Origin of the sequence: Sneathiella sp. (genome assembly GCF_002694385.1) — a bacterium.
In the GTDB taxonomy this organism is placed as follows: domain Bacteria; phylum Pseudomonadota; class Alphaproteobacteria; order Sneathiellales; family Sneathiellaceae; genus Sneathiella.
Window position 1 is genome coordinate 1 of record NZ_NZMB01000009.1, and the last position, 26136, is coordinate 26136.

Sequence of the window (26136 nt, forward strand, 5' to 3'; positions counted from 1 at the left end):
GCGCAAAACTGATCCGCCGCATCAGCTCCTGCCGCGGCGCCTCGATGGCGGCGGAGAGCAGGCTGTAATTTTCCGCCGTCGGCTCCTTGTGATAGGCGGCGACCGCTTCTTCAATCTCCTCCTGATCGGGGGCCATTTCCTCATGCAGAAACAGTAGGAAATCGAGTTTTTCTTCGTCCTCCAGCCGACTCCAGGCCTCCACCACATCGCGGGCAAGCGCCATGCCCGACGCCTCCCCCCTCTGGGTCAGCAGATCGCGGCAGTATCCCTTGATATCGTGGCTGGTTTTCTTGCCGCCGCGCAAGTCCAGCAACTCACGCCCCGTATCGGCAATGGAATTAAAAAGTTGTGAGACAAAAGTCGGCGCCATAAACCCCTCGTTCTTCGGTTGCACCCCCGCCGGACAGCCGGTCAGGGATAGTCATATTGTCCTGTATATATAGGCATGTAATACTTTCGAAATCAGGTAAAAGTATGTTTTCACATAAATTTCGACGAAATACCCGATTGCACCGGATGCAGTGCGGAACCGCCTTGCGCAAATTAAAAGAGTATCATAAACCCGATGACAGTTCTTTTAAAACTGCGGGACAAAATATCCATGACCGACAGCAATCTCTACAACCTTTTTGATGCGCGTTTCGAGCAGCAGCCGGAGGCCATCGCCTTCGAAGGACCTTCAATCCGCACCTATCGCTTTCAGGAAGTGCGCGAGGGCGCCGGGCGCATCGCCAACCTGCTGCTTCAATCCGGCGCCGCGCCGGGCGACCGCGTGGCGGTGCAGGTCGGCAAATCAGTAGAGGCCGTACTGCTGTATCTCGCCTGCCTGCGCGCCGGGCTTGTTTATCTGCCGCTGAATACCGCCTATAAATCAGCGGAGCTGGAATATTTCATCAGTGATTCCGAACCCGCCATCGTCGTCTGCGATCCCGCCGCCGCCGATGAGCTGCGGGCCATTGCGAACAACGCCGGCGTGCGGGAGGTTTTCACCCTCGACAGTGACGGCAACGGCAGCCTGATGGATCGCGCCGCGGCGCTGCCCGCCGAATTTGTCACCGTCCGGCGCGCGGGCGATGACCTTGCCGCCATTCTCTATACGTCCGGCACCACCGGACGGTCCAAGGGGGCGATGCTGAGCCATGATAACCTGGCGTCCAACGCCAAAACGCTGCATCGCTACTGGCAGTTCCGGGAGGATGATATCCTGCTGCATGCGCTGCCCATCTTTCATGTGCATGGGCTGTTCGTTGCATTGCATTGTGCCTTTCTCGCCGGGGGCAAAGTGATTTTCCTTAAAAAATTCGATGCGGAGGAAGTCATTCGTCAGCTTCCCCGCGCAACCGTCTTCATGGGCGTGCCCACTTTTTATGTCCGCCTGCTCGGCGAGGCTGACTTCACGCGCGAGGCCTGCCGCAACATGCGGCTGTTCACCGCCGGTTCCGCGCCGCTGCTGGAAGAAACCTTCAATGCCTTTGTTGAGCGAACCGGCCATGTCATTCTCGAACGCTATGGCATGACGGAGGCGGGCATGATCACCTCCAACCCCTATGAGGGGGAGCGCAAGGCGGGCACGGTGGGTTTCCCGCTCGATAACGACGTGCGCATCGCCGATGAAGAGGGGAAGATTGTGAAAGATGGCGAGATCGGCATTCTGGAAATCAAGGGCCCCAATGTTTTCAAGGGATACTGGCGGATGCCGGAAAAGACGGCCGCCGAATTTCGCCCTGACGGTTATTTCATTACCGGCGACATGACCCGCAAGGGCGAAGACGGCTATTACCGCATCGTCGGCCGCGCCAAGGATCTGATCATCTCCGGTGGTTACAATGTCTATCCGAAAGAAATCGAAAGCTTCATCGACGAAATTTCGGGGGTTGAGGAAAGCGCCGTGGTCGGCCGACCGCATCCGGATTTTGGCGAGGCCGTCGTCGCCTTCGTGGTGGCGAATGCATCGGGAGCAGCCCTTACTGCAGGCGATATCACCGCTGCAATCAAGGACCGGATCGCCAATTTCAAGGTGCCGAAAGAAGTCTATATCGTCTCCGACCTGCCGCGCAATGCCATGGGCAAGGTGCAGAAGAACCAGCTACGCGATCAGGCGATAGAGCGCGCGAAAAGCTGATAGCGCGCAATGATTTTAATTGGTGGCTGAAAAGTCACGGGCGGGCGGCATATATCCTTGCCCTGCCTGCTTATCCACGCGTTGATATGATAGGGAGAAACCTGATGCCCGGACGAGATGAACATCCCGGACGCAAGAGCGTTCAGCCTTCTTCTTCCTGACGCTTCAGATAGGCATTGACCTTGGCGCGATTGCCGCAGGTGGACATGGAGCACCAGCGCCGACGCCCGTTGCGCGATGTATTGATAAAATAGAGATTGCAGTCTTCGCTGGCGCAGCCGCGGGTTTTCTCCACATGATCGGAGGTCAGAAAGGCCGCGATATCATGCAGGATCGGGAACATAAGCTTTTCCGGCCCGGCCTCGTCTATGACCGTTTTGAGCTCCATCCCCTCCTCCCCCGGTTCAATCCGGTGAAAACTCTTGAAGGACTGAAGCTGGCCATTGACCACCTCCATAAAATCCGGATTGAGCGGCCAGCCCTGCGACAGATCTGTCAAGATGCTGCGGAATGAATGACGCAGCGTAAGCAGCGTTTCCACAACACTCTGACAGCGCGCCGGATTCTGGAAATGAAACATATGCAGATCAGAGGCTTCGTCCTCATGCAGCAGATGGTGCGACTTCATGAAGGTTAGCAGATCGTCGAAACTGGCAATGCCTTCCCGGTCACGGCCGATACGTTTGTAACTGTTGGCAAAATCGATGGCCAGCCGTCCGCCAAGCGTATAAAAGCCCTCCGGATTTACAACCCCTGATTTCACAAGCGCATCTATTCTCGCCACTGAACTTCCCCGCTTCCATTGCAACCGGTATCATATCCCAATAATCACCGATATTGTATATTATACTAGTTTGAAGATGGTCAATAGTTAGTTTGCCAAAAGCAACAAAGCTTATTCTCATATGAGAAAAACCTACTAACCATCTAATTTTAATCAAATATTTGTCATATGGCAAATTTTCAAAATTTGCATGGTCACAAATCCGCCAACAGTCAAATTCTGCCTTCCGTCAAGCACATATTATGAATTATAGAGATTAATTCCGGCAAAAATATGATCCGCCCCTGATAGGCCGCTCAATCAACCAATACTAAAGGTTGTAAGCAATCATTTTCCGCCAGAATAGCGTCGAGATCGCGACGGTCCGTGATTGCCGCCCGCTTGTTGCGCAAAACCTGGATAGATTTCGTGGCATATTTGGAAATTTGCTGGGTAAAGTCCTGCCCTGACAAATGCGCGGTGAAAGTCTCCTCCCCGTCCGCCACCGCCTTCTCGTTGGCAAGGCTCCAGGGCAGATAGAGATTGCCGATTTCCGATTTGAGCAGGGGGCCGAGAGTTGCGGCCAAGGTTTCCCATTCCTCAAACGCGCCGTCCGCCTTCGGATCCTGCATCCGTTCCAGCCAGTCCAGCGTGCGCGGATAATGGCCACGGATCATCCGTTCCGTCGTCGGCTGTTGCAGGCAACCATTGACCTGGCCGAACAGCCCGAAATCGGCAAGCGCCGGACGGGCGCCAAACAGGTATGCACGGTTTGCAAGATGCGCCTCCAGCAACGCCAGCAGATTGTCGAGCGAGGCTTCAATCACCGGCTTTGTCTGCTCGCTCGATCCGACGAAACGCAGACGCGGCACCATACGGGCGCGGATGCTGACGGCCATTTCGTCGATTTTCGCGGCATCGGCCGCCGGGTTCATGCCCCGTGCGAGCCCCTTGGCAACGGCGATCTGATCCTCATCCGCCCACCAGCGGTAATGAAACATCGGCTTGTTGACCCATTCATCGGCATAATCCTCGATCAGGGCAGAAAGAAAGGCCAGCGTCTCTGATGGCGGTTGCAACGCCGGATCGGCAAAGCGCCGCTCCATCTTTTCGATAATCGGGGTGGAATCCTGGAGTGCCTCCTCTCCCGGGCCGACAACCAGCGGGATCAGCGGCAGTTTGGCATATTTCTGAAACTCCGCCATATTGGCGAGGGTGCGCTGCCGCCATTCATGGGGGATATTCTTATAGCGAAAATAGGATCGCACCTTGACGGAGAAAGGCGAATATTCGGACCCGATGATGACGTAGGCATTTTCTGACATTGTTATTTTTCCCTGTTTGCCTTCTCGCCCCTCGAAATGCTTCGACGGGGCGACTACCTCTGATATAACAACAGAGAATACAAAAAAGGGAAAGAGACGATATGGACGTACCGGGATTTTTCTCCGCCACCTATGCCGAAGCGCGCACGCGCTTTCTCGAATGCTGCATGAAGCGGGACATCAGGGTTGAAAACCATCTGAATGAACGGGCAAAGGGCGCGGATGGGGAAGATCTGTATATGGATGTGGCGCGGATCGGTCCGCAGGAAGCGTCCCGGCTGCTGGTGATCTCCTCCGGCACCCATGGGGGGGAAGGTTTCTGCGGCTCCGGCATTCAGGTCGGCCTGCTGGAGACGGAAGCCTTTCAAAACCTGCCCGCCGATACCGCCGTATTGCTGATCCATGCCATCAACCCCTACGGCTTTTCCCATATCCGCCGGGTGAATGAGGACAATATCGACCTCAACCGCAATTTTCTCGATTTTACAGATGGCGTACCGGACAATCCCGCCTATCATGAGGTGCATGAGTGGCTGCTGCCCGATGACTGGGATGGACCGGCGCGGGCCAAGGCGGATGCGGCAATCCAGCACTATATTGAGGACAAGGGGCTCAAGACCTTTCAGGCGGCGGTCACCGGCGGTCAGCATATCCATGCGGACGGGCTGTTTTTCGGCGGCTTCGGCCCCTCCTGGTCCAACAAGACGCTGCGGGGCGTTATTGCAAAACATGCGAAAAATGCCCGGCATCTCGCCTTTATTGACCTGCATACGGGCCTTGGTCCCTATGGCCACGGGGAAATCATCTATGTCGGTGATCCAGAGGGCCTGCCGCGCGCCACGGAATGGTATGGCGATGATGTCACCTCGCCGGAGGCCGGGACCTCCGCTTCCGCGATCGTGCGGGGCACCATTGATGCGGGCATTGCCGAAAGCGCACCGAACGCCAGCCTGACGGCCATTGCCATCGAATATGGTACCATTCCGGTGCTGGAAGTTCTGAATGCGCTGCGCGCCGATAACTGGCTCTATATCAAGGGCGATGTGGAAAGCACGCAGGGCAAGGCCATCAAACAGCAGATGCGCGATGCCTTCTATTGCGATGCCGACGACTGGAAGGAAATGGTCTGGACGCGCGGGGTCGAGTTAATCAACAAGGCAATTGCCGGGGTGAGACGCGCGGAATGAGCGCCACTCCTCTCCGCGTGGTGCGAGACGGGCTTACCTCCGACGCCATAATCGGCCTGTTACAGGCGCATCTTGATCTGATGCGCTCCCTCTCCCCGGCGGAGAGTGTGCATGCCCTTGACCTTGACGGATTGCGTACGGCGGAGATCACCTTCTGGCGGGCCGAGACGGCAACGGGCGAATTGCTGGGCTGCGGTGCCCTTAAAGCGCTGGATGCAGAGACCGGCGAGATCAAATCCATGCATACCGCCGCCGCCCATCGCGGCCAAGGCGTGGCCGCCGCGCTGCTCGCCATGATCCTCGTCACGGCGCGGGAGCGCAGCTATACACGGCTCTATCTGGAAACGGGGTCGCAACCGGGTTTTGCCCCGGCGCGGGCCTTCTATGCCGCCCATGGTTTTAGTGAATGCCCGCCGTTTGGCGATTACACAAATGATCCGGCGAGCTTTTTCATGATGCGGTCGCTCTGACGAGGCGTCAGGCCTTTTCCACCTCAAGTCCTTCATGCGACAGCTTGTCAAGGCGCGGCATCAGATCCAGAAGCTCGCGGGTATAGGCGGCCTGCGGTTTTTCGAACAGATCCTCCGTCGCCGCCACTTCCACCAGCTTGCCCTGCTTCATCACACCAACCCGGTCGCACATCTGACGGATGACGGGCAGGTCATGGCTGATAAACAACATGGTCAGGCCGAGCTGTTCCTGCAAATCCTTGAGAAGATTGAGGATCTGCGCCTGAATAGACACATCGAGCGCCGAGGTCGGCTCATCGCAAATAAGAAAGCGCGGCCGTGTCGCAAGCGCGCGGGCGATGGAAATACGCTGCCGCTGCCCACCTGAAAACTCATGAGGGAACCTGACCGCCGCCTTTGCGCCAAGCCCCACATGATCCAGCAGATCGGTGACGATCTGCTCCACCTCCCGGTTAGTGCGGGCGAGCTTGTGAAAGCGGATCGGCTCGGCAATGATATCCATCACCTTCATCCGCCCGTTGAGGGAGGAGAACGGGTCCTGAAAAATCATCTGCATCTGGCGGCGAAAATGATCCCGCTCGGATTCAGAGGCAATTTTTGTTAGGTCTGTCCCTGCGAAATTGACCTCTCCCGCCGCCGGTTTGTAAAGGCTGCACACCATGCGGGCGACGGTGGACTTGCCGCTGCCACTTTCCCCCACCAGGCCGAACACCTCCCCTTCCGCGATATCGAAGGAGACATCATCCACGGCATTGAAGGTCTTCCGCCGACTTTTGATGATGGAATGCCGGGTGACAAAGGTCATCACCAGATTTTTCAGGCTGAGCAGCGGGCCGGAAACATCTTCGAAATCCCGCGATTTGCCGAGCCAGTGAGTGGCAAGATCAATATGCCGCGGACGGACGCTCTCCGCTTCGATATAATTGACCATGGGAAAGCGCTTAAGCCGTATATCGGGGCGCGGCACGGCGCTGATCAGGCTCTGGGTATAGGGATGATCAGGATTGCCGAGGATCTTGGCGGTCGTCCCCTCCTCCACCAGCTTGCCGTGATACATGACGGCAACGCGATCCGTAATATCGGCAATGACCCCCATATCATGGGTAATGATGATCATGCCGACCTGCTTTTCCCGGCACAGGCGGCGCATGAGATCGAGGATCTGCGCCTGTATCGACACATCAAGCGCCGTCGTCGGCTCATCGGCGATAATAACTTCCGGTTCCGCACAAAGGGCAAGGGCGATCACGACCCGCTGCCGCATACCGCCAGAAAACTGATGCGGGTAGTTCTTGATACGGGTTTCCGGATCCGGGATGCCGACCTGACGGAGCAGATCCACGGCGCGCTCCTGCGATTTCTTCTCGCCGAGCTTCAAATGCAGCTCAATGGTCTCGACAAGCTGTTGCTCGATGGTTTGCAGGGGATCGAGGGAGGTCAGCGGATCCTGAAAGATCATGCCGATCCGCCGTCCGCGGATTTTCCGTTTCGCTTCCGCGCCAAGGGTATCAATCTGCTTCGACTTCAGGAACACATGCCCGCCGGTCATCTCGCCGGGCGGCTCCAACAGGCCAATCACCGCATTGCCGATGGTGGATTTGCCCGCGCCCGATTCCCCGACAACGCCGAGAACTTCCCCAGGCTGCACCTTCAGCGTCACGTCATCGACGGCGACGACAGTGCCGTGACGGCTCGGGAATTCGATACGCAGGTTATTGATATTGAGAAGATCCATGGCCTGTCCCTATCGCAGCTTCGGGTTCAGCGCATCGCGCATCCAGTCGCCCAGCAGATTGACCGCCAGTACCAGAATGACCAGCGTCGCGCCCGGGAAAATGGTGATCCACCAGTCGCCAGAGAAGAGATATTCATTGCCGATACGGATCAAGGTGCCAAGCGACGGCGTCGTCGGCGGCACCCCCACCCCAAGGAAAGAGAGTGTTGCCTCCGTAATGATGGCGATGGCGAGATGGATGGTGGCAATGACCATCACCGGCCCCATCACATTGGGCAAGACATGGCGGCGCAGAATGGTCAACGGACGGATGCCGATGACACGGGCGGCCTGCACATATTCCTTGTTTTTCTCAACCAGCGTGGAGCCGCGCACCGTCCGCGCATATTGCACCCAGCCCGATACCCCGATGGCGAAAATCAGAACATAGATCGAAATGTTGGCATGCAGCTCCTTCGGGATCAGGCCGCGCGCCACGCCGTCGATCAGCAGCGCAATCAGGATGGCCGGAAAAGAAAGCTGGATATCGGCAATGCGCATGATGAAGGCATCTGTCCGCCCACCGACATATCCGCTGATGAGGCCGAGAATGATTCCGACCACCATGGCGAAGAGAACAGAGGCAAAACCGACCACAAGCGAAATGCGCGCGCCATAGAGAATGGTGGAGAGGATATCGCGGCCCTGATCATCGGTGCCAAGGAGGAAGCGCGCGTCCCCCTCCGCCTCCCAGACGGGCGGCAGGCTGGCATCCATGATATCGAGCTTGGCGAGATCGAAGGGGTCATGGGGCGCGACCAGCGGGGCGAGCAATGCGGCGAGGATCATGCCCACGGTTACGACGGCCGCGACGATGGCCACCGGATTGCGCGTGAAGCTGTACCACACGTCACCTTCGAAGAAACGGCGAAGCCGGGATTTTTCCAGATAGTCCGTTGTCGACATCCTCGCCCCCTCAGCCCGCATTATCCGCCCGCAGACGCGGGTCAACCATATAGTAAAGAATATCGACGATCATATTGATAATGACGAAGAAAAAGGCAATCAGCACCAGATAGGCGGCCATGATCGGAATATCCACGTCACTGATGGCCTGAATAAACAGCAGACCCATACCCGGCCACTGAAAGACACTTTCGGTAATGATGGCGAAGGCAATCAGGGAGCCAAGCTGCAAACCGGTGATGGTAATAACCGGAACCAGCGTGTTTTTCAACGCATGGATAAAATGCACTGAGCGATCCGGCAGGCCGCGGGCACGGGCGAATTTCACGAAATCGGTGCGCAGCACCTCCAGCATCTCGGCCCGCACCAACCGCATAATCAGCGTCATCTGGAACAGCGCGAGGGTGATGGCCGGGAGGATCAGCGACTTGATTCCCGAAACGGTGAGGAACCCCGTTGTCCACCAGCCGATCGCCACCACATCGCCGCGCCCGAAGGTGGGCAGCCAGCGGAGAATGACGCCGAAGAAAAGGATCAGCAGAATACCGATCAGGAAGGTCGGCAGCGAGACACCGACCAGCGACAAGGTCATGATGGCGCGGGACAGCAGGCCCCTTGGCCGGAGCGCGGTATACACCCCCGCCGGGATGCCGATGGCAAGGGCAAGAATGGCGGAAACAAAGGAAAGTTCGAGAGTCGCGGCCAATCGTTGTTCGATCAGATGGCTGACCGGTTCACGGTATTTGTAGGAAATACCGAAATCCCCCTGCGCCGCCTTCACCACAAACCGGCCAAACTGCATGAAGAACGGGTCATTCAGGCCAAGCCGTTCGGCAAGCGCCTCCCGTTCCGCCTGCGTGGTGTCCTGCCCGACCATATTGCTGACCGGATCGCCGATATAGCGGAACATGGAAAAGGCAATGAGCGCAACCGCCAGCATCACGAAAACGGATTGCAGCAACCGTTTGATAACAAAGGAAATCATGACTTATCCCGCTAACGCCTGGAATGGGGGCCCGCGCGGGAAACGCGGGCCGCCCGGTTCGGTTTAATTCACGACGACGTAGCGGTAGTCGAGGATATTGTCCGCCCGCTGATTGACGGTGACTTTGTCACTGACACCCCAGGAGATCGGCTGTTCATGGATCGGCAGATAGCCCACCTCATCCTTCAGGATGGTAAAGGCCTCCTTGATCATGGCATTACGCTTGTCCTGATCGGTCTCGCTGCCGACGGCGGCGGTCAGTTCATCCACCCGCTTGTTGCAGTAATTGCCGATGTTGAACAGGCCCTTCTTGTTTTCCTTGTCCTGGCAAACGATGAGGGAGGACAGCGTGTTTTCCGCATCCATGGTGCCTGGCGTCCAACCGAGCATATAGAAGCTGGTGTCAAAGCCGCCGGTCTCAAGGATCTTGCCGAAATATTTCGATTTCGGCATGGCATTCAGTGTCGCCTTAACGCCGACGCGGGCCAGCATGGAGGTAACCGCCTGACAGATTTTCTCGTCATTGAAATACCGGTCATTGGGGCAGTCGAGGGTGATTTCAAACCCGTCGGGATACCCCGCCTCGGCCAGCAGCTTCTTGGACATTTCCGGATCGTAGCTGTAGGGTTCCTTCAGCTCCGGCACATAGCCGTTGATCTGCGGGGCGACCATTTGCCCGGCCGGGGAAGAGGCCCCGCGCATGATCTTGTCCTTGATGGCTTCAAGATTGATGGCATGGGCGAAGGCGGCGCGCACGCGCTGGTCCTTGAACGGGTTTTTTCCTTTCACGCTGGAATAGAGCAGCTCATCGCGTCCCTGATCCATACCGAGAAAGATGGAGCGGGCTTCCGGCCCGGCGAGAGCACTCACGCCATCCGCCCCATCGAGGCGATCCCAGTCCTGCACGGGCACGGGGTAGACCATATCCACCTCGCCGGAGATCAGGGCGGCAACGCGGGTCGGCGCTTCCTTGATCGGCGTAAAGATCACTTCCGTCACATTGGAGGGGACTTCCTTCCAATATCCTTCATGACGTTTCATCACCGTCTTCACATCCGCCTGATGGCTTTCCACCATGAAGGGACCGGTGCCGTTGGCATTCAGGTTGGCGTAATTGCCCTTGTCCGTGCCGGTGGCGCTCGTCGCATTGGTGGTGCCATGCTCTTCGGACCATTCCTTGTCCATGATATAGAGCAGCGCGATATCGCGGATCAGGATGGGGTTCGGCGCCGGAGTCTCGACAACAATGGTATAATCATCGACCTTGGTGATATTCTTCATGGAACCGCCGCGCACCTTCTGGTCGGAACCTTCGGAAAGCGAACGCTGCCAGGAGAAGATCACATCATCGGCTGTGAAATCCTGACCGCCGTGGAACTTGACCCCTTCACGCAGCTTGAATTCCCACGTTGTCGGCGTCAGCGTTTTCCAGGAAACGGCGAGACCTGGCACAATGTTCATCTGATCATCATAAAGAACGAGTCCTTCATAGATATTGCCGAGCGTGCCCAGCAAAAAGGATTCATTCAGTGAATGCGGATCAAGGGAGCTCAAATCTCCCTGAAACGCGTATTTGAAAGTTTTTGCCTGCACCGGTGTGGTCGCCGCCAGGGCGACGGCCGCGACCGCTGCAAATAATCCTGTCCTTAGTTTCATGATAACTCCCTTAGTTTTTATCTGAAATGACTGTCACAAGGCGCCCGGAAACGGGCTGTTTTCGCCGGTTTGTTATTATTTTCCCGCGGCATTTGAGATTGAGATTAGCGAATAGTTGCACCCCTGTCCATTGCATTCACTTTTCCTCATAAGCAAAGCCTGCCGATGAGTTTTGACAGAAACTGTTCGCCAGCCTTCACCTGACTTAACTCTATGTATTCATTTGGCTGATGGGCAACCGTAATGGAGCCCGGGCCGCACAGAACGGTGGAAAAACCGGCCTGCTGAAACTGCCCCGCTTCCGCCGCGTAAGAGGCCGCGCTGGTGGTGTTCAGGCCGGTCAGGGAGCGGCACAACATTTCCGCCTCACCCTGCGCTTCCGGTGCAAGGGCCGGCACATTCGCGATTATCTCGGTGACGATCGCCGCTTCGGGCGCGATTACGCGCAGTGGCGGCAACAGAACGCCTTCCCCATAGGCCTGGAAACGGGTGATGAAATCCAGCGGGTTATCCTCGGGGATATGACGGATATCCCACAGAAACCGGCATTCCCGCGCGAGAATATTCCCCGCCGTTCCACCATTGACAATGCCGCAGGTTAGCGTGCTGTAAGGCGGCCAGAACGGGCTGTCCGGCATCGCGCGGGCCTTGTTCTCCGCCATCATATCGCCGATGAAGGCGATCAGCCGCACCGCCACCATGACCGCGCTCACCCCATCCTCCACCAGGCTTGAATGCGCCTCGCGCCCCGTCACGGTGGTTTGCAGCGTCATGATCCCCTTATGGGCCGAGACAACCTCCATCATCGTCGGCTCCCCCACAATGACGGCGCGCGGACGCGGCAGCCGCGTCGCAATCTCATCAATCATTGCCGGCGCGCCAAGACAGCCCACCTCCTCGTCATAGGAGAGCGCGAAATGCAGGGGGTATTTGAGAGGCTTCGCCAGCATCTCCGGCACCTTGGCGAGCGCGATGGCAGAGAAGCTTTTCATATCCGCCGTGCCGCGGCCATAGAGACGGCCGTCCTTTTCCGTGAGCACAAACGGATCCGTCACCCAGGGCTGACCATCAACCGGCACCACATCCGTATGACCCGAAAGGACAATGCCGCCCTCAACTTGCGGCCCGACGGTGGCATATAGATTGGCTTTCGTTTTATCCGCGTTATAGACCCGTGTCGCGGTTATACCATGGCCCGCGAGATACTCCGCAACGAAGTCGATCAGGGCAAGGTTGGAACTGCGGGAAACCGTGTCGAAGCCGACCAGCTTTTCAATCATTTCCCGACTGGAATATTGCGCCCCCAAATGCGGCCTCGTAATTGTTTGACATCCACTTATCGCCAGCATAGCTGATGATATCTCAAAACAAAAGCCGCAAACCGCAGAATTGTTTAAAAATTATGACATTACACGCGGTCGAGCAGCAACAGCAGAATACCAAGCACAATCAGCAGGATACCGCAAAGTTCGATGCGGTTGGTCCTTTCTTTGAAAAAGAAATAGGAGGCGATGAAGGAAAAGACCAACTCCACCTGTCCGACGGCTTTGACAAGGGCGGCGTTTTGCAGCGTCATGGCCGTAAACCAGCAGGCGGAGCCAAGCATTCCGGTGAGCCCGACCCAGATGGCCATTTTCCAGTTTCTGAAAACCTTGGTAATCTGTCCGGCCTCGCACAGCGGTAGATAAAGGCTCATCACCACTGTCTGGAAGATCATTACGAAGGCAAGCGTATAGGCGGCCTGGATGATCACGCCTTGCCCGCCAAGCGCCAGCGAGGCGCCACGGTAGCTGACAGCGGAAATGCCGAACAGCGCGCCGGAGAGCAGCCCGATCCCTGCCGCCCGGCTCATCCAGCCGGACAGAAAATCCTTCAATGTAAAAGCGCTTGATGACATGGAAATCAGGAGGATGCCGACAAAGCTGATAGCGATGGCAAGAATGGCACCGATCCCCACATGATCGCCCAGTAAGACCATGCCGATTAGCGCCGCCTGCACGGTCTCCGTCTTGGCGTAGGTAGTGCCGACGGCAAAATTCTTCAGGCTGAACAGGCTGACCAGCAGTCCGGTCGCAAAAATCTGCGCGAGCCCACCGACGAGAGCATAGATCAGGAACTCTCCATTGGGCCGGGGCAGCGGCAAGTCGGTCATGAGAATAAGGCCGCCAAGATAGAGAAGCGCGAAGGGTGCGCCATAGAGAAACCGCACATAGGTGGCCCCGCCGGTTGAAAGCCTGCCCTTCAGCGCCTTTTGCAGTGCCGTCCGCACATTCTGCAGAAAGGCGGCGAAAAGAGTGATGACAATCCAGGCTTCCATGGGCGGGCTTACTCGGCAGACGGACGGGAGGACGTAATCTCGCCCGATCCCCCTGTTCTGTCAATCACCGCCCATGAATGGCAGCCATGCAGCGGTGGACACCCTCACCCCAGTAAGACCGCAAGGGCCGATGCAGCCTCCTGCAGTTCCGCATCCGTATGGGCATAGGATAGCTGAAAGCGCAACCGCGCCTCTCCCTCCGGCACGACGGGATAGCCAAAGCCGGTGACAAATATCCCCTTCTCCAGCAACTCGCCCGCCAATCGGATCGCGGTTGCCGTTTCCCCGACGATGACGGGAACTACCGCGCTCTCCCCCTCAAGCGGGTTGAGACCCTTTGACTTCAGAAGAATGCGAAAGTCCGCCGATTTTTTCTGGAGCGCGGCAACCCGTTCGGGCGATGCATCCAGCAGTTCAAGCGCCTTACTACCTGCCGCCGCAACGGAGGGCGGCAGCGCATTCGAAAAGAGATGCGGCCGCGATTTCTGGATCAGGGTTTCAGTCACCGCCTTCGGCCCCGCAACAAACCCGCCGGTCCCCGCTGCCAATGCCTTGCCGAGGGTGCCGGTGAAGATATCAATGCGATCCTGCACGCCGAAATGCTCCGCCGTGCCGCGTCCCGTCGCTCCCATCACTCCGAGGCCATGGGAATCATCCAGCACCACAAGGGCGTCGTATTTTTCAGCAAGCGCGGTAATCTTATCAAGCGGCGCAATATCTCCCTCCATGGAGAAAACTCCGTCCGTGACGATAATCCGGGCGGGCGCGTCCTGATGCTGTTTCAGCTTTGCCTCCAGCTCCGCCATATCACTATGAGCGTAAACATCGCGGATGACGCCTTTCGCCGTTGCCCGGATACCATCAATCAGGCTGGCATGGTTCAGGGCATCGGACAGGATAACATCCCCCGGCGCGGTAATGGCCGCGAACAGCCCCGTATTCGCCGCCCAGCAGGAGGAATAGGTAAGCGCCGCTTCCGTCCCGTGGAAACGAGCAAGGTCCTCTTCCAGCGTCTGATGCACCGTTTGCGTGCCACAGATAAAACGCACCGATGCCGTACTCGCCCCGAAGGTGGCAAGCGCCTCCTGTGCCGCCGCGACAATCTCAGGATGGTTGGCAAAACCGAGATAGTCATTGGAGGAGAGAAGTGTCACCTCCCCCTGCCCGGCGAGCGACACCTTGTCGCCAATCGCCCCCTCGATCACTTTGAGACGTTTGTAAGTGCCCGCGCGGTCGGCATTGTAAAGTTCTTCCGTCAGGCGGGTGATGAGTTGTTCGCTCATTGCGGCAGCCTCCCTTTCAGACTTGCAAAATCAAGGACTATCTTGCCGCAGGCGCCTTCATCCATCAACTCGAAGCCGCGGGCAAAATCGGTGGCCGGCAGGATATGCGTAATCACCTTGCCCATCAGCGCGGGGTTTTTCAGCATGAAAGCCTCCACCTGATACCAGGTTTCATACATCCGCCGCCCGGTGATGCCGAGCAGGCTGACCCCTTTCATCACCACCTTGGCCCCAAGATCAAGCGCGACCGGCCCGGACGGAATGCCGAGCAGCGCAAACACCGCCCCCGGCGCGGCCAGATCAAGCGCAGCATTGATGGCAGCGGCATTGCCGCTCACCTCCAGCACCACCTCCGGCCCCTGCCCGCGTGTCAGCTCAAGAATTTTATCAGTGCTATCCGGATCACGCGGACTCACCACCAGATCGAGATCAAGGCTGCGGGCAATGGCGGCGCGGGCCTGATTGGGTTCCTGCAATGCGACCGTGCGTGCGCCATGCGCCTTGGCGATGGCCGCCGCGAACAGCCCGATGGGACCACCGCCGACGATCAGCACATCCTTCGCCGTTACCTTTGCGCTTGCCACCATATGCATGGCGTTGCCGACCGGATCGAACAGCGCCGCATGGGCATCGGGAATACCTTCCGGCACATGCCAGAGGTTGCTGGCCGGCACCTCCACCTGCTCCGCAAAAGCGCCGGGGCGGTCCACGCCGATGATGCTCGTTTTCTCGCAGATATGCGCATTGCCCGTGCGGCAGAACCGGCAGGTGCCGCAGGCGATATGGCATTCGGCGGAAACACGATCGCCGATGGAGAATCCCGTTACGCCCGCGCCGATGGCGGAAATGCGCCCGACGAACTCATGGCCAATGGTCATCGGGGTACGCACCCGCCCTGCGGACCAGGCGTCCCAGCTATAAATATGATAATCCGTACCGCAGATACCGGCGGCAATCACATCCACCATGACCATGCCTGCCTCCGGCTCCCTCAGGGAATCTTTCAGGACGGGCCAGAGGCCGCGGGAGGCTTCGGTTTTGGCAATTGTGAACATGGATCACCTGTTTTCTGGACATTGGAAAAAAATCCGCTATACTGTATTTCGTAAAGTATAGTGGATTTATTTCCAGTCAACAGGAAAATATGTCAGACGAGAAAAATAACCCGCCCGCGGTTGGCGCGACTATCAACCGCCTGCGTAAAGAGAAACAGCTTACCCTCGATCAGCTTGCCGCTGTTTGCGGGGTGTCGAAGTCCATGCTGTCGCAAATTGAACGGAATGAGACGAACCCAACGCTCGCGACCGTCTGGCGATTATCGGAGGCACTCGGCGTTACCATTGACGATATTGTGCGCGGCGATGATCCCGGCCACAGCCTGACCGTTGTCCCGGCCAACGCAACTCCGGTTCTCAATGACACCGGCAAGCAGTATGTGCTCAGAGTGTTGGGCCCGGCGAGCCTTGTCAATGAGATGGAATGGTATGAGCTGATCATGAAGCCCGGCGGGCGCATGGCGTCAAATCCGCATAACGCCCGGACGACGGAGCATCTGACGGTGTTCAGCGGCGAGATGACGGTGATCGCCGGAGCGGAGAGCCAGCCTGTTCACCCCGGAGAAACCGCCCGCTACGCCGCCGACCAACCCCATGAAATCCGCAACAGCGGAACGGAAGAGGCGCGCGCCCTCCTCGTCGTGCTTTCCAACGGACAGGTGTGATCCCATCCCGACGGGTTCAGGCGGCTTCCACCTCCACCCGGCAGTCATTGAAACAGGCGCCTTCGGAGAGATCAGCCTTAAAGGTTGGCGCAAGGGCGGAGACAGTCTGATTATTCTCCGTCGTTTTAAACCAGGATCCTTTTGGCGAATAAATTACTCCTTCGCGGACATTCTCCGTGATTTTAAGGGGCAGAAACACCTCCCCCAACTCATTGAAAAGCCGGACCCTGATGCCATCCGCAAGACCGCGCGCCGCGGCATCAGCAGGATGCATTTCCAGCATTGGTGTGTCGTCATTCGCCTTCACCCCGCCAAAGGTTGACGTGATCATCTTGTTCGATGACGGCGTGACGAGGGAGAGCGGATACTCGCTTTCGACAGGATGATAAACCGGAATTTCCTGACCAAAGGCATCCCGCAAATAAGCGGATGCAAGTTCTATTTTCCCGCTTGGGGTCGCGGGGACAGCATTTCCAAACAGAATGGTGTCCGTCTCCCCCTTCTCCATGGACAGGGCGGTGCCGAGTGGTATCTCACTCGGCCGGTAGCCTTTGAGGCGCGGATCAGTGCCATCAATGGCATCGTCCATCAGTTCCTTGTCGCTCGCCTTGAAAATATCTTCATTGAAGCGGAAACGGGCCGCGAGACGGCGGAAAATCTCCGTATTGGGAAGGGACTCGCCCACCGGCTCAATCACCGGCGCCGCCCGTTGCAGATAGGGCTGCCCGTAGGCGCAGAAAATCTCGTCATGCTCGAAATGGGTCGCGGCGGGCAGGATGATATCGCAATATTTCATACTGTCGGTCATGGCCACATCACAGCCAACGGTGAAAATATCCTCGCGCGCCAGGCCCGCCTTGGTCACATTCTGATCGGGCGAGACGACCACCGGGTTATGGTTATAGATAAACAGCCCCTTCAGCGGGATATCAAGATCCTGCTGCGCCAGATGACGACCGATATCAATGATATTAAGGGTGCGGGTGCCAGGCGGCACCAGATCGGGCCGCTGCAATTTATCCAGCGTTTTCGGAAACAGATTCCCTGCCCCGCCAACAATGCCGCCACCGCGCAGGCCGAACTTGCCGGCAAGGGCGGGCAGCGCGAAAATGGCGCGGATGCTATTGCCGCCATTCCTGTTCCGCTCGATCCCGTTGCCGACGGAAATGGCGGCGGGGCTGCTGTCCTTATAAAGGGCGGCGAACTTGCGGATATCGTCAACCGGGACGCCGCAAAACCGGGAAGATTCCTCGATTGTCAATTTCCGCGCCTCAGCCATAAATTCATCCGCGCCCTGCACATGCTGCGCGATAAAGTCATGATTAAACCCGCCGATCCGTTCCAACTCCGCCGCGATGGCGAAAGCGAGGATAATATCCATTCCCGGCCGGACAGCGATATACATATCCGCTTGCTCGGCAATTTTGATGCGCTTGGGATCAATAACAACGAGTTTTGCCCCCTTCGCCTTCGCCCGTTTGATAATGGGCGCGAGGTGCAGGTTGGAAAAGGTGACATTATTGCCCCAGACGACGATCAACTTCGCCGCTTCCAGCTGCAACGGCTGCATCGCCCCCGCCGCGCCGAATGTGCCCTTGTAAGCCTCCGATTTCACACCGCCACAGAGCGGTCGCCGCGCCAGCAGCGTCGCGCCGAGGCTATGGAAAAACCGCAGATCCATGGAACCCATCGCCAGCAGTCCATGCGGCCCCGCATAGTTATAGGGCATGATCGCCTGCGGCCCATATTCGGCAATAATCGCGCTGAAGCGGTGGTGGATGGTGTCGATTGCCTCTTCCCACGAAATGCGGGCGAAATCCTCGCCGCCCTTCGGTCCCACCCGTTTCAGCGGATGGCGCAGCCGGTTTTCCCCATGCACAAATTCCGGATAGTAGCGCGCCACCTTATTGCAGACGACCCCGTTAGTCAGCGGGTTGGCCGTGCTGCCACGGACCTTCCGGACCTCCCCCGCCTCCACCGTCACCGTAAAGGAACAGGTATCGGGGCAATCAAGGGGGCACACGCTTGGCAGTTCGACGGACATGGCAGAATTTCCTTATATCCACGCAGAAATCGTCAGGATAGATTGCGGGAAAAGCGGCCTTATTAAAAGGTCCAATATCCGATAAATGAGGGGGCCAATTTACATAAGGCAGCAAAAAGCCCCGGCGATGACCGGGGCTTTTCATAAGTCATTCCGATAGATGCAGGATCAGCCTTCCTTGACGACATGCACCGTGCGTTGCGGATAAGGGATGGAGATTCCTTCCGCATCGAAAGTCTGCTTGATCGCCTTGGTGAGGGCAAATTTGAGCGGGAAGTAATTGCCGCTATCACACCAGACACGCACCGTGAAATTGACGGAATTATCGGCGAGTTCCGCCACTTCAATCAGCGGCGCCGGATCCTTATGCGACCGCTCATCGGCAACGGCCAGCCGTTCGATAATGCTGCGGGCCTTGTCGATGTCATCCTCGTAGGAAATGCCGATCACCAGATCCATGCGCCGGGTCGGATGGAAGCTGAAATTACGGATCGCATTGCCCCAGACAGAACCGTTCGGAATAATGACCTGAATATTGTCCACCGTCGCCAGCTCGGTCGTGAACAAGCTGATATCCTTCACCGTGCCGCCATGACCGCCAACCTCGACATACTGGCCGACCTTGATGGGCCGGAAGATCAGCAGCATAACGCCACCTGCCACATTGCTGAGCGTTCCCTGAAGCGCGAGGCCGATGGCGAGACCGGCGGCACCCAGAACCGCAATCAGGCTGGCCGTCTGGATGCCGAATTGCGACAGGACCAGCAGGACGGTAAAGACGAGTATGGCGAATTTCGCAATGCGGCTGAGAAATCCGCTGACCGTCGCGTCAATCCCCCGTTTGTCCATAATTTTACGCAGCAGCGCCGGTATTTTCTTTGAAAGATAATAGCCGACAATCAGAATAATCAGCGCGCCGAGGACGCTGAGGCCATATTGCGTAATGATCAGAACAACCTGATCGGATGCCTGTTGCAAATCCATTAGATACCCCTTCTGCCCTTTTTTGCCGTGATGGATGAGGGCGTGAAACAAAATAACCGCCGCATCTTAGGAAACAAGGCCGCCAATGAAAAGGCGAAACCGGTTTTTTCTTGCTTTGCGCCCTTCGGCGGCTCCGGATATTCCTTGACATTGACGGCAAAGCCGCGCATATGTGCAGCGCACAATGCCCGGTGCATTGGCAGACGTTCGCGACGCTCTTTGGACAGGCGAACGGCAAACAGGTACATGAACAGTTTTTCCACGGCGCCCGCGCGCCGCTGACAGTCCGATCCTCTCTTTCGAAGATCATGCAGGGTCAAGGAGACACGGTTCCCGCCTTTTATTTGACCCCCTCTGTCGTCCGCAAGGCTGGCGGCAGGGACAGTATTTTTGAGGATTGATATCAGATGACCGACTTTACCGAGCTCAACCTGGTTGGGCCGCTTCTCCGTGCGATCGAGAAGCAGGGATTTACAGAACCGACCCCCGTACAGAAACGGGCCATTCCGGCGTTGCTGGACGGCGCGGATCTGATGGGCATTGCCGAGACGGGCGGCGGCAAGACGGCGGCCTTTGTCCTGCCGCTGCTGCAACGCCTTCAGCATGAGCGGCGCAAGCCCAAGCCCAACAAACCGACCGCAATCATTCTGGCCCCGACGCGCGAACTGGCCCATCAGATTGGCCTGTGCATCCGTGTCTTCACCCGCGGGATGAAGCTGTTTCACACCGTTGTTTACGGCGGCGCGCCCTATGGCCCGCAGATTCAGCAGCTTGTCCGCGGTGTGGATATTCTGGTGGCGACACCTGGTCGCCTCCTCGATCATATGAAGCGCGGCACCGTGCAGCTTGATAATGTCGAGAGTTTTATTCTCGATGAAGCGGACCGCATGCTGGACATGGGATTTATCGAAGATGTCACCCTGATCTCGGACAAACTGCCCGAGACGCATCAGACTGTCATGTTCTCTGCCACCATGAGCCCGGCCATCCGCAAGCTGTCGGAAAAGCTTCTGACCGAACCGCAATATGTCGAAGTGAAACAGAAAACAGCCGTTGCTGAAGGGATCGACCATTCGGTCCTGATGGTCGGCGGTCAGCATAAGAAAGATCTTCTCATGCATCTTCTCGCCGACGGCGTGAAGGAACGGGTTATTGTGTTCGTTCGCACCAAGGCGACGGCTGACAGCCTGAAAGATGATATCGAAGCGGAGGTTGAGGGGCTGAAATGCGCCGCCATCCATGGCGATATGCAACAGCGGGTGCGCGAACGCACGCTGCGGTCTTTCCGGAACGGGCGCTTTTCCGTACTGGTGGCGACAGACGTGGCCGCCCGCGGTATTGATGTCACCGGCATCACTCACGTCATCAACTATGACCTGCCGATGGAAGCGGAGAACTATATTCACCGCGTCGGCCGGACGGGCCGCGCCGGGGCAACCGGCATCGCCATGTCCATTTGCGAACCCAGGGAACGCAACCTGCTTCGCAATATCGAGCAAATTCTCAAGCAAAAGGTACGAATCGATGAAAATCATCCATTCCCCGCCCCGCAGCCCAAACCGGGACAGAAAAAGCATCATCCCGGAAGAAAGCGATCTCAGGCATCCGCCGGTCGCGACCGGGTACCAACGGATGATGTTAAGGCATTTCGCAAGGGCCCGAAGAAGTCCTTCAGCAAGAATAAAGGCAAACCGGGATTTAAGTCTCATAAATCCGCGGGGGCGCCTGCACATGCGCAGAATAAACCTGCGTCTGCTCGGCCGCAGAAATTCAAACGGGCCAGTTGAACCGGGCTGGCTGCAATAACCGCATCAGAATAAAAAAGGGCCGGATGACCGGCCCTTTTGCATGTCAGGCATGCGCCGTCCCATAATAGAGACTAACCGTATGGCGGGCCTCGGCAAAGAAAAGCCAGCGTTCCGTTACCATACCGACCGCACAAGAAACAACCGCGAGACAGAGGCAGAGAACTCCCACAAGTCCGGTAGCAAAAATACCCGGTAGCGTCAGCAGGAACGGCAGCATAAAGGCGCATAGCAATGCGATCCGCCGCAGCTTCGCCGCATGTTTGCGGGCAATGCGAAAGCCCATCTCCTGCATCAGATAATTGGCTTCCGTATGCGGCGCCTCAAACAGTCTGACGCGGCCAAACTCACCAAGGCCCGTTGCGCTTTCCGGGGTTGAAAGGCTTTGTGTTCCATCAAGGAAACGCCAGTAGGCGACCTTGAACACAAGGCCGAGGGCAAGTGCGCCAAGCCCGACCAGCAAGAGGGGCAGACTTGAAAAGCCAAAAACCGCGAACAGCGCATTCACCAGCACCAGCCCGGTTATCAGAGAGAACAATAGATAGCCGACCGGTACATAGCCATTGTGCCAGCCATGCACCGGTTTGAGGCTGGCATAAATCATCGCCGTGCAATAGACGGTGACCGCCGCCGCCGCCATTCCGGCAAGGCCCACCAAGGGGGCCAATACGGGAAAATCTCCCGGCCAGAAAAGCTGATGCAGCGCAAAAAGGCCCGTCGGAAGAAAGGTAAAAATTGCCATCACCCCTTCCCGGCTGAGCCAGGAAGACCGCCACTGCGTCAGTGCACGCCAGGCCCGCTCCGGATGCCCAAGATGAAAGGTTGAGGAGAGCAGCCCGCCAATAATCAGCGCGAAGCCGACGGCATATCCTGTGAAAGACAGCCAGAAAGAGGCAGGCAACAGCCCTGCGAGATCGGCCGCAATCAGCAGGAAAACAAGCCCGTAGCCCGCACCGGAGGCTGTCGTGAAGAAAATAACGGATTTTGCCGGATGCATAACGCCTCTAACTTACGCGGATAAAATACGGTCCACCCAGCGGGCAAGAAGCCCGGCGGAACTATCGGTAACGGGCGTGAGCGCCTGTGCGGGTGCCGCGCCGTCCCCTGTCTTCTTCGGCCTTGGCGGCAGATATTTATTGGTTGGCCTGCACTCCTGCTCCGGCATCAGGTCGAACCCGCCCCGGCTGGCGACCAGCCGGCTGACATCACTGTCGGGATCACCGAGATCGCCGAACGAGCGTGCGCCCGTCGGGCAGGTGGAAACGCAGGCCGGGACGCGGCTTTCCTCCGGCAGGTTGGGGTTATAGATTTTATCAACGCAGAGGGTGCATTTCTTCATCACCCCGGCGTCGGCGTCATATTCCCGCGCGCCATAGGGGCAGGCCCAGGAACAGAGCTTGCAGCCGATGCAGTGATCCGCATTGACGAGGACGATGCCATCTTCCTCCCGCTTGTAGGACGCGCCGGTCGGGCAAACGGTGACACAGGGCGCCTCCTCGCAATGCAGGCAGCTTTTGGGAAAATTAACCGTCCGCCCCGCGCCCTGTTCATTTGTCACCTCAAAGCTGTGAATGCGATTGAACCAGACCCCGGACGGCGCCGCGCCATAGGGATCCGTGTCGGTCAGCGGCGCACTATGGCCACCGGTATTCCATTCCTTGCAATTGACGGCGCAGGCATGGCAGCCAACGCAGATATCCAGATCAATGACAAGGCCGAGCTTTTTGCCGGATGGCTGTTTGGGAAGCGATGTCATTTAATTGTCTTCCTCATCTTTTTTGTCGATCCGGTTGCCATGACCCGGGCGGATGCCCGTCCCTTTTGCGGAAAGCTCCTTCCGGTTTCCGATCCAGTCTTTTTCCTGCACGGGCGCGCGGCCACTCGTCCCGCCCTTCAGGCTTTCCCCGTAGCGGAGGATATCCGGCGCGGGCAGAAGGTAATCATTGCCCTGCGGCTTAAACATTGGCGCTGTCTCCCCGGCCTCTTGGGCGCTGCATTTCTCAATCCGGACGCGCAGGTCATACCACGCCGCCTGCCCCGTTACCGGATCGGAGTTGGAGTAACGGTAACCATCGGCGCGAGGCGGCAACAACTCGGCCATGATTTGGTTGACTAGGAAACCATTTGTTGCCTCCGGCGCGTCTTCCTTGAGGTTCCAGGCCCCCTTGCGCTTGCCGATGGCGTTCCAGGTCCAGACGGTGTGAGGATTGACGCCCTGCATCAGCTTCGCTTCCGCCTTCACCCGGCCATGGGGGGAGATGACCCAGATCCAGTCGCCATCCTCCACCCCGGCGGCGGCGGCGGTTTCGGCATGTATAAACAGCGGATTGCGCGCCGTGATCTGACGCAGCCAGGCATTCTGACTGCCCCAGCTATGATACATATGCATTGGCCGCTGGGTCAGCGCATGCAGGGGGTAATCCGCCGCCGCATCCCCCTGTTCCAGCAGCGCCGGATACCAGAGGGGGAGCGGATCAAAATACTGTTCGATCCGTGCGCGCAGGTGATCGGGCGGCTGAAGCGCGCCATGCCCGCGCGCCGCGAGGCGGAATTTCTGCAGGGTTTCCGAATAAATCTCCATCACCACCGGCCCCGGCATGGCAAGCCAGCCCATACGGACAGCCTCTTCCAGATAGGCTTTGTTGGCAAATTTGTAGTAGGACTGTTCCGGTGTGAATTTCTTCTCCCAGAAACAGCCGTTTTCGATATAGGCGTCGAGCTGCGAGCTGTTGGCCGCGCCGCGTCCCTGCCCCGTTCCATCCGCCCCGCGCCAGCCCGCCAGCGGTCCGATATCAGGCGTGCGTTCATGATGAACCAAATAATCGGCATAGCCACCGGGATAGAGCGCCGTCCCCGCCTCCCCGACAAAACCGGGCAGTCCCAGCCGGACGCCAAGATCGAGCAGAACATCCTGAAACGGCCGCACATCGCGGTCCGGCTTGAGAACCGGCTGACGAATGGCATCGGCCGCGCCATGCGCGCTCGATATCGGCCGGTCGAGCAGCGAAATGCAATCCCACCGCTCCAGATAGGTGGTATCGGGCAGCACCAGATCCGCATAGGCGACAGTTTCCGACGAATAGGCATCCGAATAGATAAACTTTGGAATACGGTAGCTGCCGTCCGGGTTCTTGTCGGTGAGATAGCGCACCGTATCGGGCACATTCATCGTGCTGTTCCAGCCCATATTGGCCATATACATGAACAGCACGTCAATCTCCGCCGGGTCCTGCGCCCAGGCGTTATGAATGACCGTGTGCATCAGGCCGTGCGCGGCAATCGGATATTCCCATGAATAAGCTTTGTCGATGCGAAATGGATTACCCGCATCGTCAACCAGCAAATCCTCCGGTCCCTTGGGAAAGCCGAGCGGCATTCCGCCAAGCGGAGTATTCGCCGCCGTTTCCTTCCCCGACGGCGTCGGTCCCGGCGGACAGGGCTTCGGGAAGGGTGGCTTGTGCCGGAAACCGCCCGGCACATCAACACTGCCGATCAGCATCTGCAACAAATGGATGGCGCGGCAGGTATGAAAGCCGTTGGAATGGGCGGAGATGCCCCGCATGGCATGCATGGAAACAGGGCGACCGGTCATTTTCTCCTGACGCCGACCGGCCCAGTCCGTCCAGGGAATGTCGAGGGTGATTTCATTTTCAAATGCCGCTTCGGCAATCTCGGCGGCAATACGGCGGAGGGTGGCCGCCGGGATGCCGACGCGTTCGGCCACGGCCTCCGGCGCATAGCTCTCCGACAAATACCGCTCCGCCATCACCTGAAAGGCCGGCACCGCCGTCTGGCCGGATGGCAGCGTATAGCGCCCGACCATGACCGGCTCCGCTTTGCGGTCACTGATCGGCAGCAGCTTGCCCTCTTTCGTCGCAATCAGGGGAATACCGGTTACATTGCGGGCGAACAGCCCGTCCTCCGCGTCTCCGTCCGCTTCGATCACCAGCCAGGGGGCATTGGTGTAACGCTTGAGATATTCCCAATCGATCTTCTCCGCCCGCAACAGCTCGTGAATGATCGCCATGACGAACAGCCCGTCAGTGCCCGGCGTGATGCCGATCCATTCATCGGCGATGGCGGAATAGCCGCTTCTGACGGGATTGACAGAGACAAACTTCGCATTCTCGCGGCTTTTCAGCTTGCCAAGACCCATCTTGATGGGGTTGGAATCATGATCCTCCGCCACGCCGAACATCAGGAAATATTTTGTCAGATCCCAGTCAGGCTCGCCAAATTCCCAGAAGGAACCACCAATACTGTACAGGCCCGCCGCCGCCATATTGACCGAGCAGAAGCCGCCATGGGCGGCAAAATTCCGGGTGCCATACTGTTTCGCCCACCAGCCGGTAAAGCTTTGTGACTGATCCCGTCCGGTAAAGAAGGCGAGCCGTGACGGATCCGTCGCCCGCACATCACCGAGCCAATCTGTGGCCAGGGCAAGCGCCTCCTCCCATTCGATTTCGCGAAACTTCCCCTCGCCGCGCGCGCCCACCCGGACCAGCGGCTTTCTCAGGCGGGCCGGAGAATTCTGTTGCATGATCCCGGCCGATCCCTTGGCGCAGAGAACGCCCCTGTTCACCGGATGGTCGGGATTGCCCTCAATATAACGGAGTTTGCCGTCCTTCAGATGGACGCGGATGCCGCAGCGGCAGGCGCACATATAGCAGGTCGTGTATTTCACCTCGTCCGAAACAAGGGGCGAGGTGTCCGCGCGCAGATCACGCAGACCGATACCTTCTGTCATTATAAATAGCTCCCCAGCTACTTGAACCCGGCCCGAAGGCCGGAAGCA

General features: G+C 57.9%; 22 protein-coding genes. 5 read left to right on the forward strand and 17 right to left on the reverse strand.

Translation table 11 applies throughout. From position 1 onward, the window contains the following. On the reverse strand, window positions 1-370 hold a 370-nt coding region (locus CMN55_RS03800; RefSeq protein ID WP_293948206.1), incomplete at its 3' end, for a malonyl-CoA decarboxylase N-terminal domain-containing protein. 231 nt (window positions 371-601) lie between these two features. Here CMN55_RS03800 and CMN55_RS03805 point away from each other — a divergent pair. Next, window positions 602-2122, forward strand: a complete 1521-nt coding sequence (locus CMN55_RS03805) for a malonate--CoA ligase (RefSeq protein ID WP_293948207.1) — start codon at window positions 602-604, stop codon at window positions 2120-2122. 142 nt (window positions 2123-2264) lie between these two features. Here CMN55_RS03805 and CMN55_RS03810 read toward each other — a convergent pair whose 3' ends face one another. Then, the gene (locus CMN55_RS03810; protein ID WP_293948208.1) at window positions 2265-2906 is read right to left on the reverse strand and encodes a CGNR zinc finger domain-containing protein; all 642 of its coding nucleotides are present in this window, start codon (window positions 2904-2906) and stop codon (window positions 2265-2267) included. A 296-nt stretch (window positions 2907-3202) separates the two neighbouring features. After that, a complete protein-coding gene (locus CMN55_RS03815) occupies window positions 3203-4210 on the reverse strand; it encodes a glutathione S-transferase family protein (RefSeq protein ID WP_293948209.1) in 1008 nt (335 codons plus the stop codon). 101 nt (window positions 4211-4311) lie between these two features. Between CMN55_RS03815 and CMN55_RS03820 the strand changes: the two genes are divergently transcribed. Then, the gene (locus CMN55_RS03820) at window positions 4312-5397 is read left to right on the forward strand and encodes a M14 family metallopeptidase (RefSeq protein WP_293948210.1); all 1086 of its coding nucleotides are present in this window, start codon (window positions 4312-4314) and stop codon (window positions 5395-5397) included. Next, the gene (locus CMN55_RS03825) at window positions 5394-5867 is read left to right on the forward strand and encodes a GNAT family N-acetyltransferase (protein WP_293948211.1); all 474 of its coding nucleotides are present in this window, start codon (window positions 5394-5396) and stop codon (window positions 5865-5867) included. Before CMN55_RS03820 ends, CMN55_RS03825 begins: the two co-directional genes overlap by 4 nt. A gap of 7 nt (window positions 5868-5874) precedes the next feature. On the opposite strand, the gene CMN55_RS03830 is transcribed toward CMN55_RS03825, so the two are convergent. From CMN55_RS03830 to tdh, 8 genes are all read right to left on the reverse strand, one after another. Next, window positions 5875-7602, reverse strand: coding sequence for a dipeptide ABC transporter ATP-binding protein (locus tag CMN55_RS03830; protein ID WP_293948212.1), 1728 nt, complete (start codon window positions 7600-7602; stop codon window positions 5875-5877). Between the two features lie 9 nt (window positions 7603-7611). Continuing rightward, window positions 7612-8547 (reverse strand): ABC transporter permease, encoded by a 936-nt coding sequence (locus CMN55_RS03835; RefSeq protein ID WP_293948213.1) that lies wholly within the window; start codon window positions 8545-8547, stop codon window positions 7612-7614. 10 nt (window positions 8548-8557) lie between these two features. Continuing rightward, window positions 8558-9532 carry an ABC transporter permease gene (locus CMN55_RS03840; protein WP_293948214.1) on the reverse strand — a complete coding sequence of 325 codons (975 nt, stop codon included), beginning with the start codon at window positions 9530-9532 and terminating at the stop codon, window positions 8558-8560. A 63-nt stretch (window positions 9533-9595) separates the two neighbouring features. Beyond that, entirely contained in the window at window positions 9596-11188 is a 1593-nt protein-coding gene (locus CMN55_RS03845) for an ABC transporter substrate-binding protein (RefSeq protein WP_293948215.1), read from the reverse strand. Window positions 11189-11334: 146 nt separating this feature from the next. Then, window positions 11335-12537, reverse strand: coding sequence for an acetylornithine deacetylase (gene argE, locus CMN55_RS03850; RefSeq protein ID WP_293948216.1), 1203 nt, complete (start codon window positions 12535-12537; stop codon window positions 11335-11337). A gap of 59 nt (window positions 12538-12596) precedes the next feature. Next, entirely contained in the window at window positions 12597-13505 is a 909-nt protein-coding gene (locus CMN55_RS03855; protein ID WP_293948217.1) for an EamA family transporter, read from the reverse strand. A gap of 104 nt (window positions 13506-13609) precedes the next feature. Beyond that, window positions 13610-14788, reverse strand: coding sequence for a glycine C-acetyltransferase (locus tag CMN55_RS03860; RefSeq protein ID WP_293948218.1), 1179 nt, complete (start codon window positions 14786-14788; stop codon window positions 13610-13612). After that, on the reverse strand, window positions 14785-15843 hold the full coding sequence (gene tdh / locus CMN55_RS03865; protein WP_293948219.1) for an L-threonine 3-dehydrogenase: 1059 nt from the start codon (window positions 15841-15843) through the stop codon (window positions 14785-14787). The genes CMN55_RS03860 and tdh overlap by 4 nt, the downstream gene beginning before the upstream one ends. A gap of 89 nt (window positions 15844-15932) precedes the next feature. Here tdh and CMN55_RS03870 point away from each other — a divergent pair, with 89 nt between their 5' ends. Next, on the forward strand, window positions 15933-16508 hold the full coding sequence (locus tag CMN55_RS03870; protein WP_293948220.1) for a helix-turn-helix domain-containing protein: 576 nt from the start codon (window positions 15933-15935) through the stop codon (window positions 16506-16508). A gap of 16 nt (window positions 16509-16524) precedes the next feature. Here the strand turns inward: CMN55_RS03870 and CMN55_RS03875 are convergent, their stop codons facing one another. From CMN55_RS03875 to CMN55_RS03885, 3 genes are all read right to left on the reverse strand, one after another. Then, window positions 16525-18552 (reverse strand): molybdopterin-dependent oxidoreductase, encoded by a 2028-nt coding sequence (locus tag CMN55_RS03875; RefSeq protein WP_293948221.1) that lies wholly within the window; start codon window positions 18550-18552, stop codon window positions 16525-16527. A 168-nt stretch (window positions 18553-18720) separates the two neighbouring features. Next, the gene (locus CMN55_RS03880) at window positions 18721-19536 is read right to left on the reverse strand and encodes a mechanosensitive ion channel family protein (RefSeq protein WP_293948222.1); all 816 of its coding nucleotides are present in this window, start codon (window positions 19534-19536) and stop codon (window positions 18721-18723) included. After that, window positions 19536-19856 (reverse strand): hypothetical protein, encoded by a 321-nt coding sequence (locus CMN55_RS03885; protein ID WP_293948223.1) that lies wholly within the window; start codon window positions 19854-19856, stop codon window positions 19536-19538. The genes CMN55_RS03880 and CMN55_RS03885 overlap by 1 nt, the downstream gene beginning before the upstream one ends. Before the next feature lie 87 nt (window positions 19857-19943). Between CMN55_RS03885 and CMN55_RS03890 the strand changes: the two genes are divergently transcribed. After that, window positions 19944-21323, forward strand: a complete 1380-nt coding sequence (locus CMN55_RS03890; RefSeq protein WP_293948224.1) for a DEAD/DEAH box helicase — start codon at window positions 19944-19946, stop codon at window positions 21321-21323. A 64-nt stretch (window positions 21324-21387) separates the two neighbouring features. Here CMN55_RS03890 and CMN55_RS03895 read toward each other — a convergent pair whose 3' ends face one another. From CMN55_RS03895 to CMN55_RS03905, 3 genes are read right to left on the reverse strand one after another with little or no spacing between them, the layout of a single operon-like run. After that, window positions 21388-22338: a dimethyl sulfoxide reductase anchor subunit family protein gene (locus CMN55_RS03895; RefSeq protein WP_293948225.1), complete on the reverse strand. Its 951-nt coding sequence runs from the start codon at window positions 22336-22338 to the stop codon at window positions 21388-21390. A 12-nt stretch (window positions 22339-22350) separates the two neighbouring features. Next, window positions 22351-23097: a 4Fe-4S dicluster domain-containing protein gene (locus CMN55_RS03900; RefSeq protein WP_293948226.1), complete on the reverse strand. Its 747-nt coding sequence runs from the start codon at window positions 23095-23097 to the stop codon at window positions 22351-22353. Beyond that, the gene (locus tag CMN55_RS03905) at window positions 23098-26088 is read right to left on the reverse strand and encodes a molybdopterin oxidoreductase family protein (protein ID WP_293948227.1); all 2991 of its coding nucleotides are present in this window, start codon (window positions 26086-26088) and stop codon (window positions 23098-23100) included. Window positions 26089-26136: the final 48 nt, after the last annotated feature.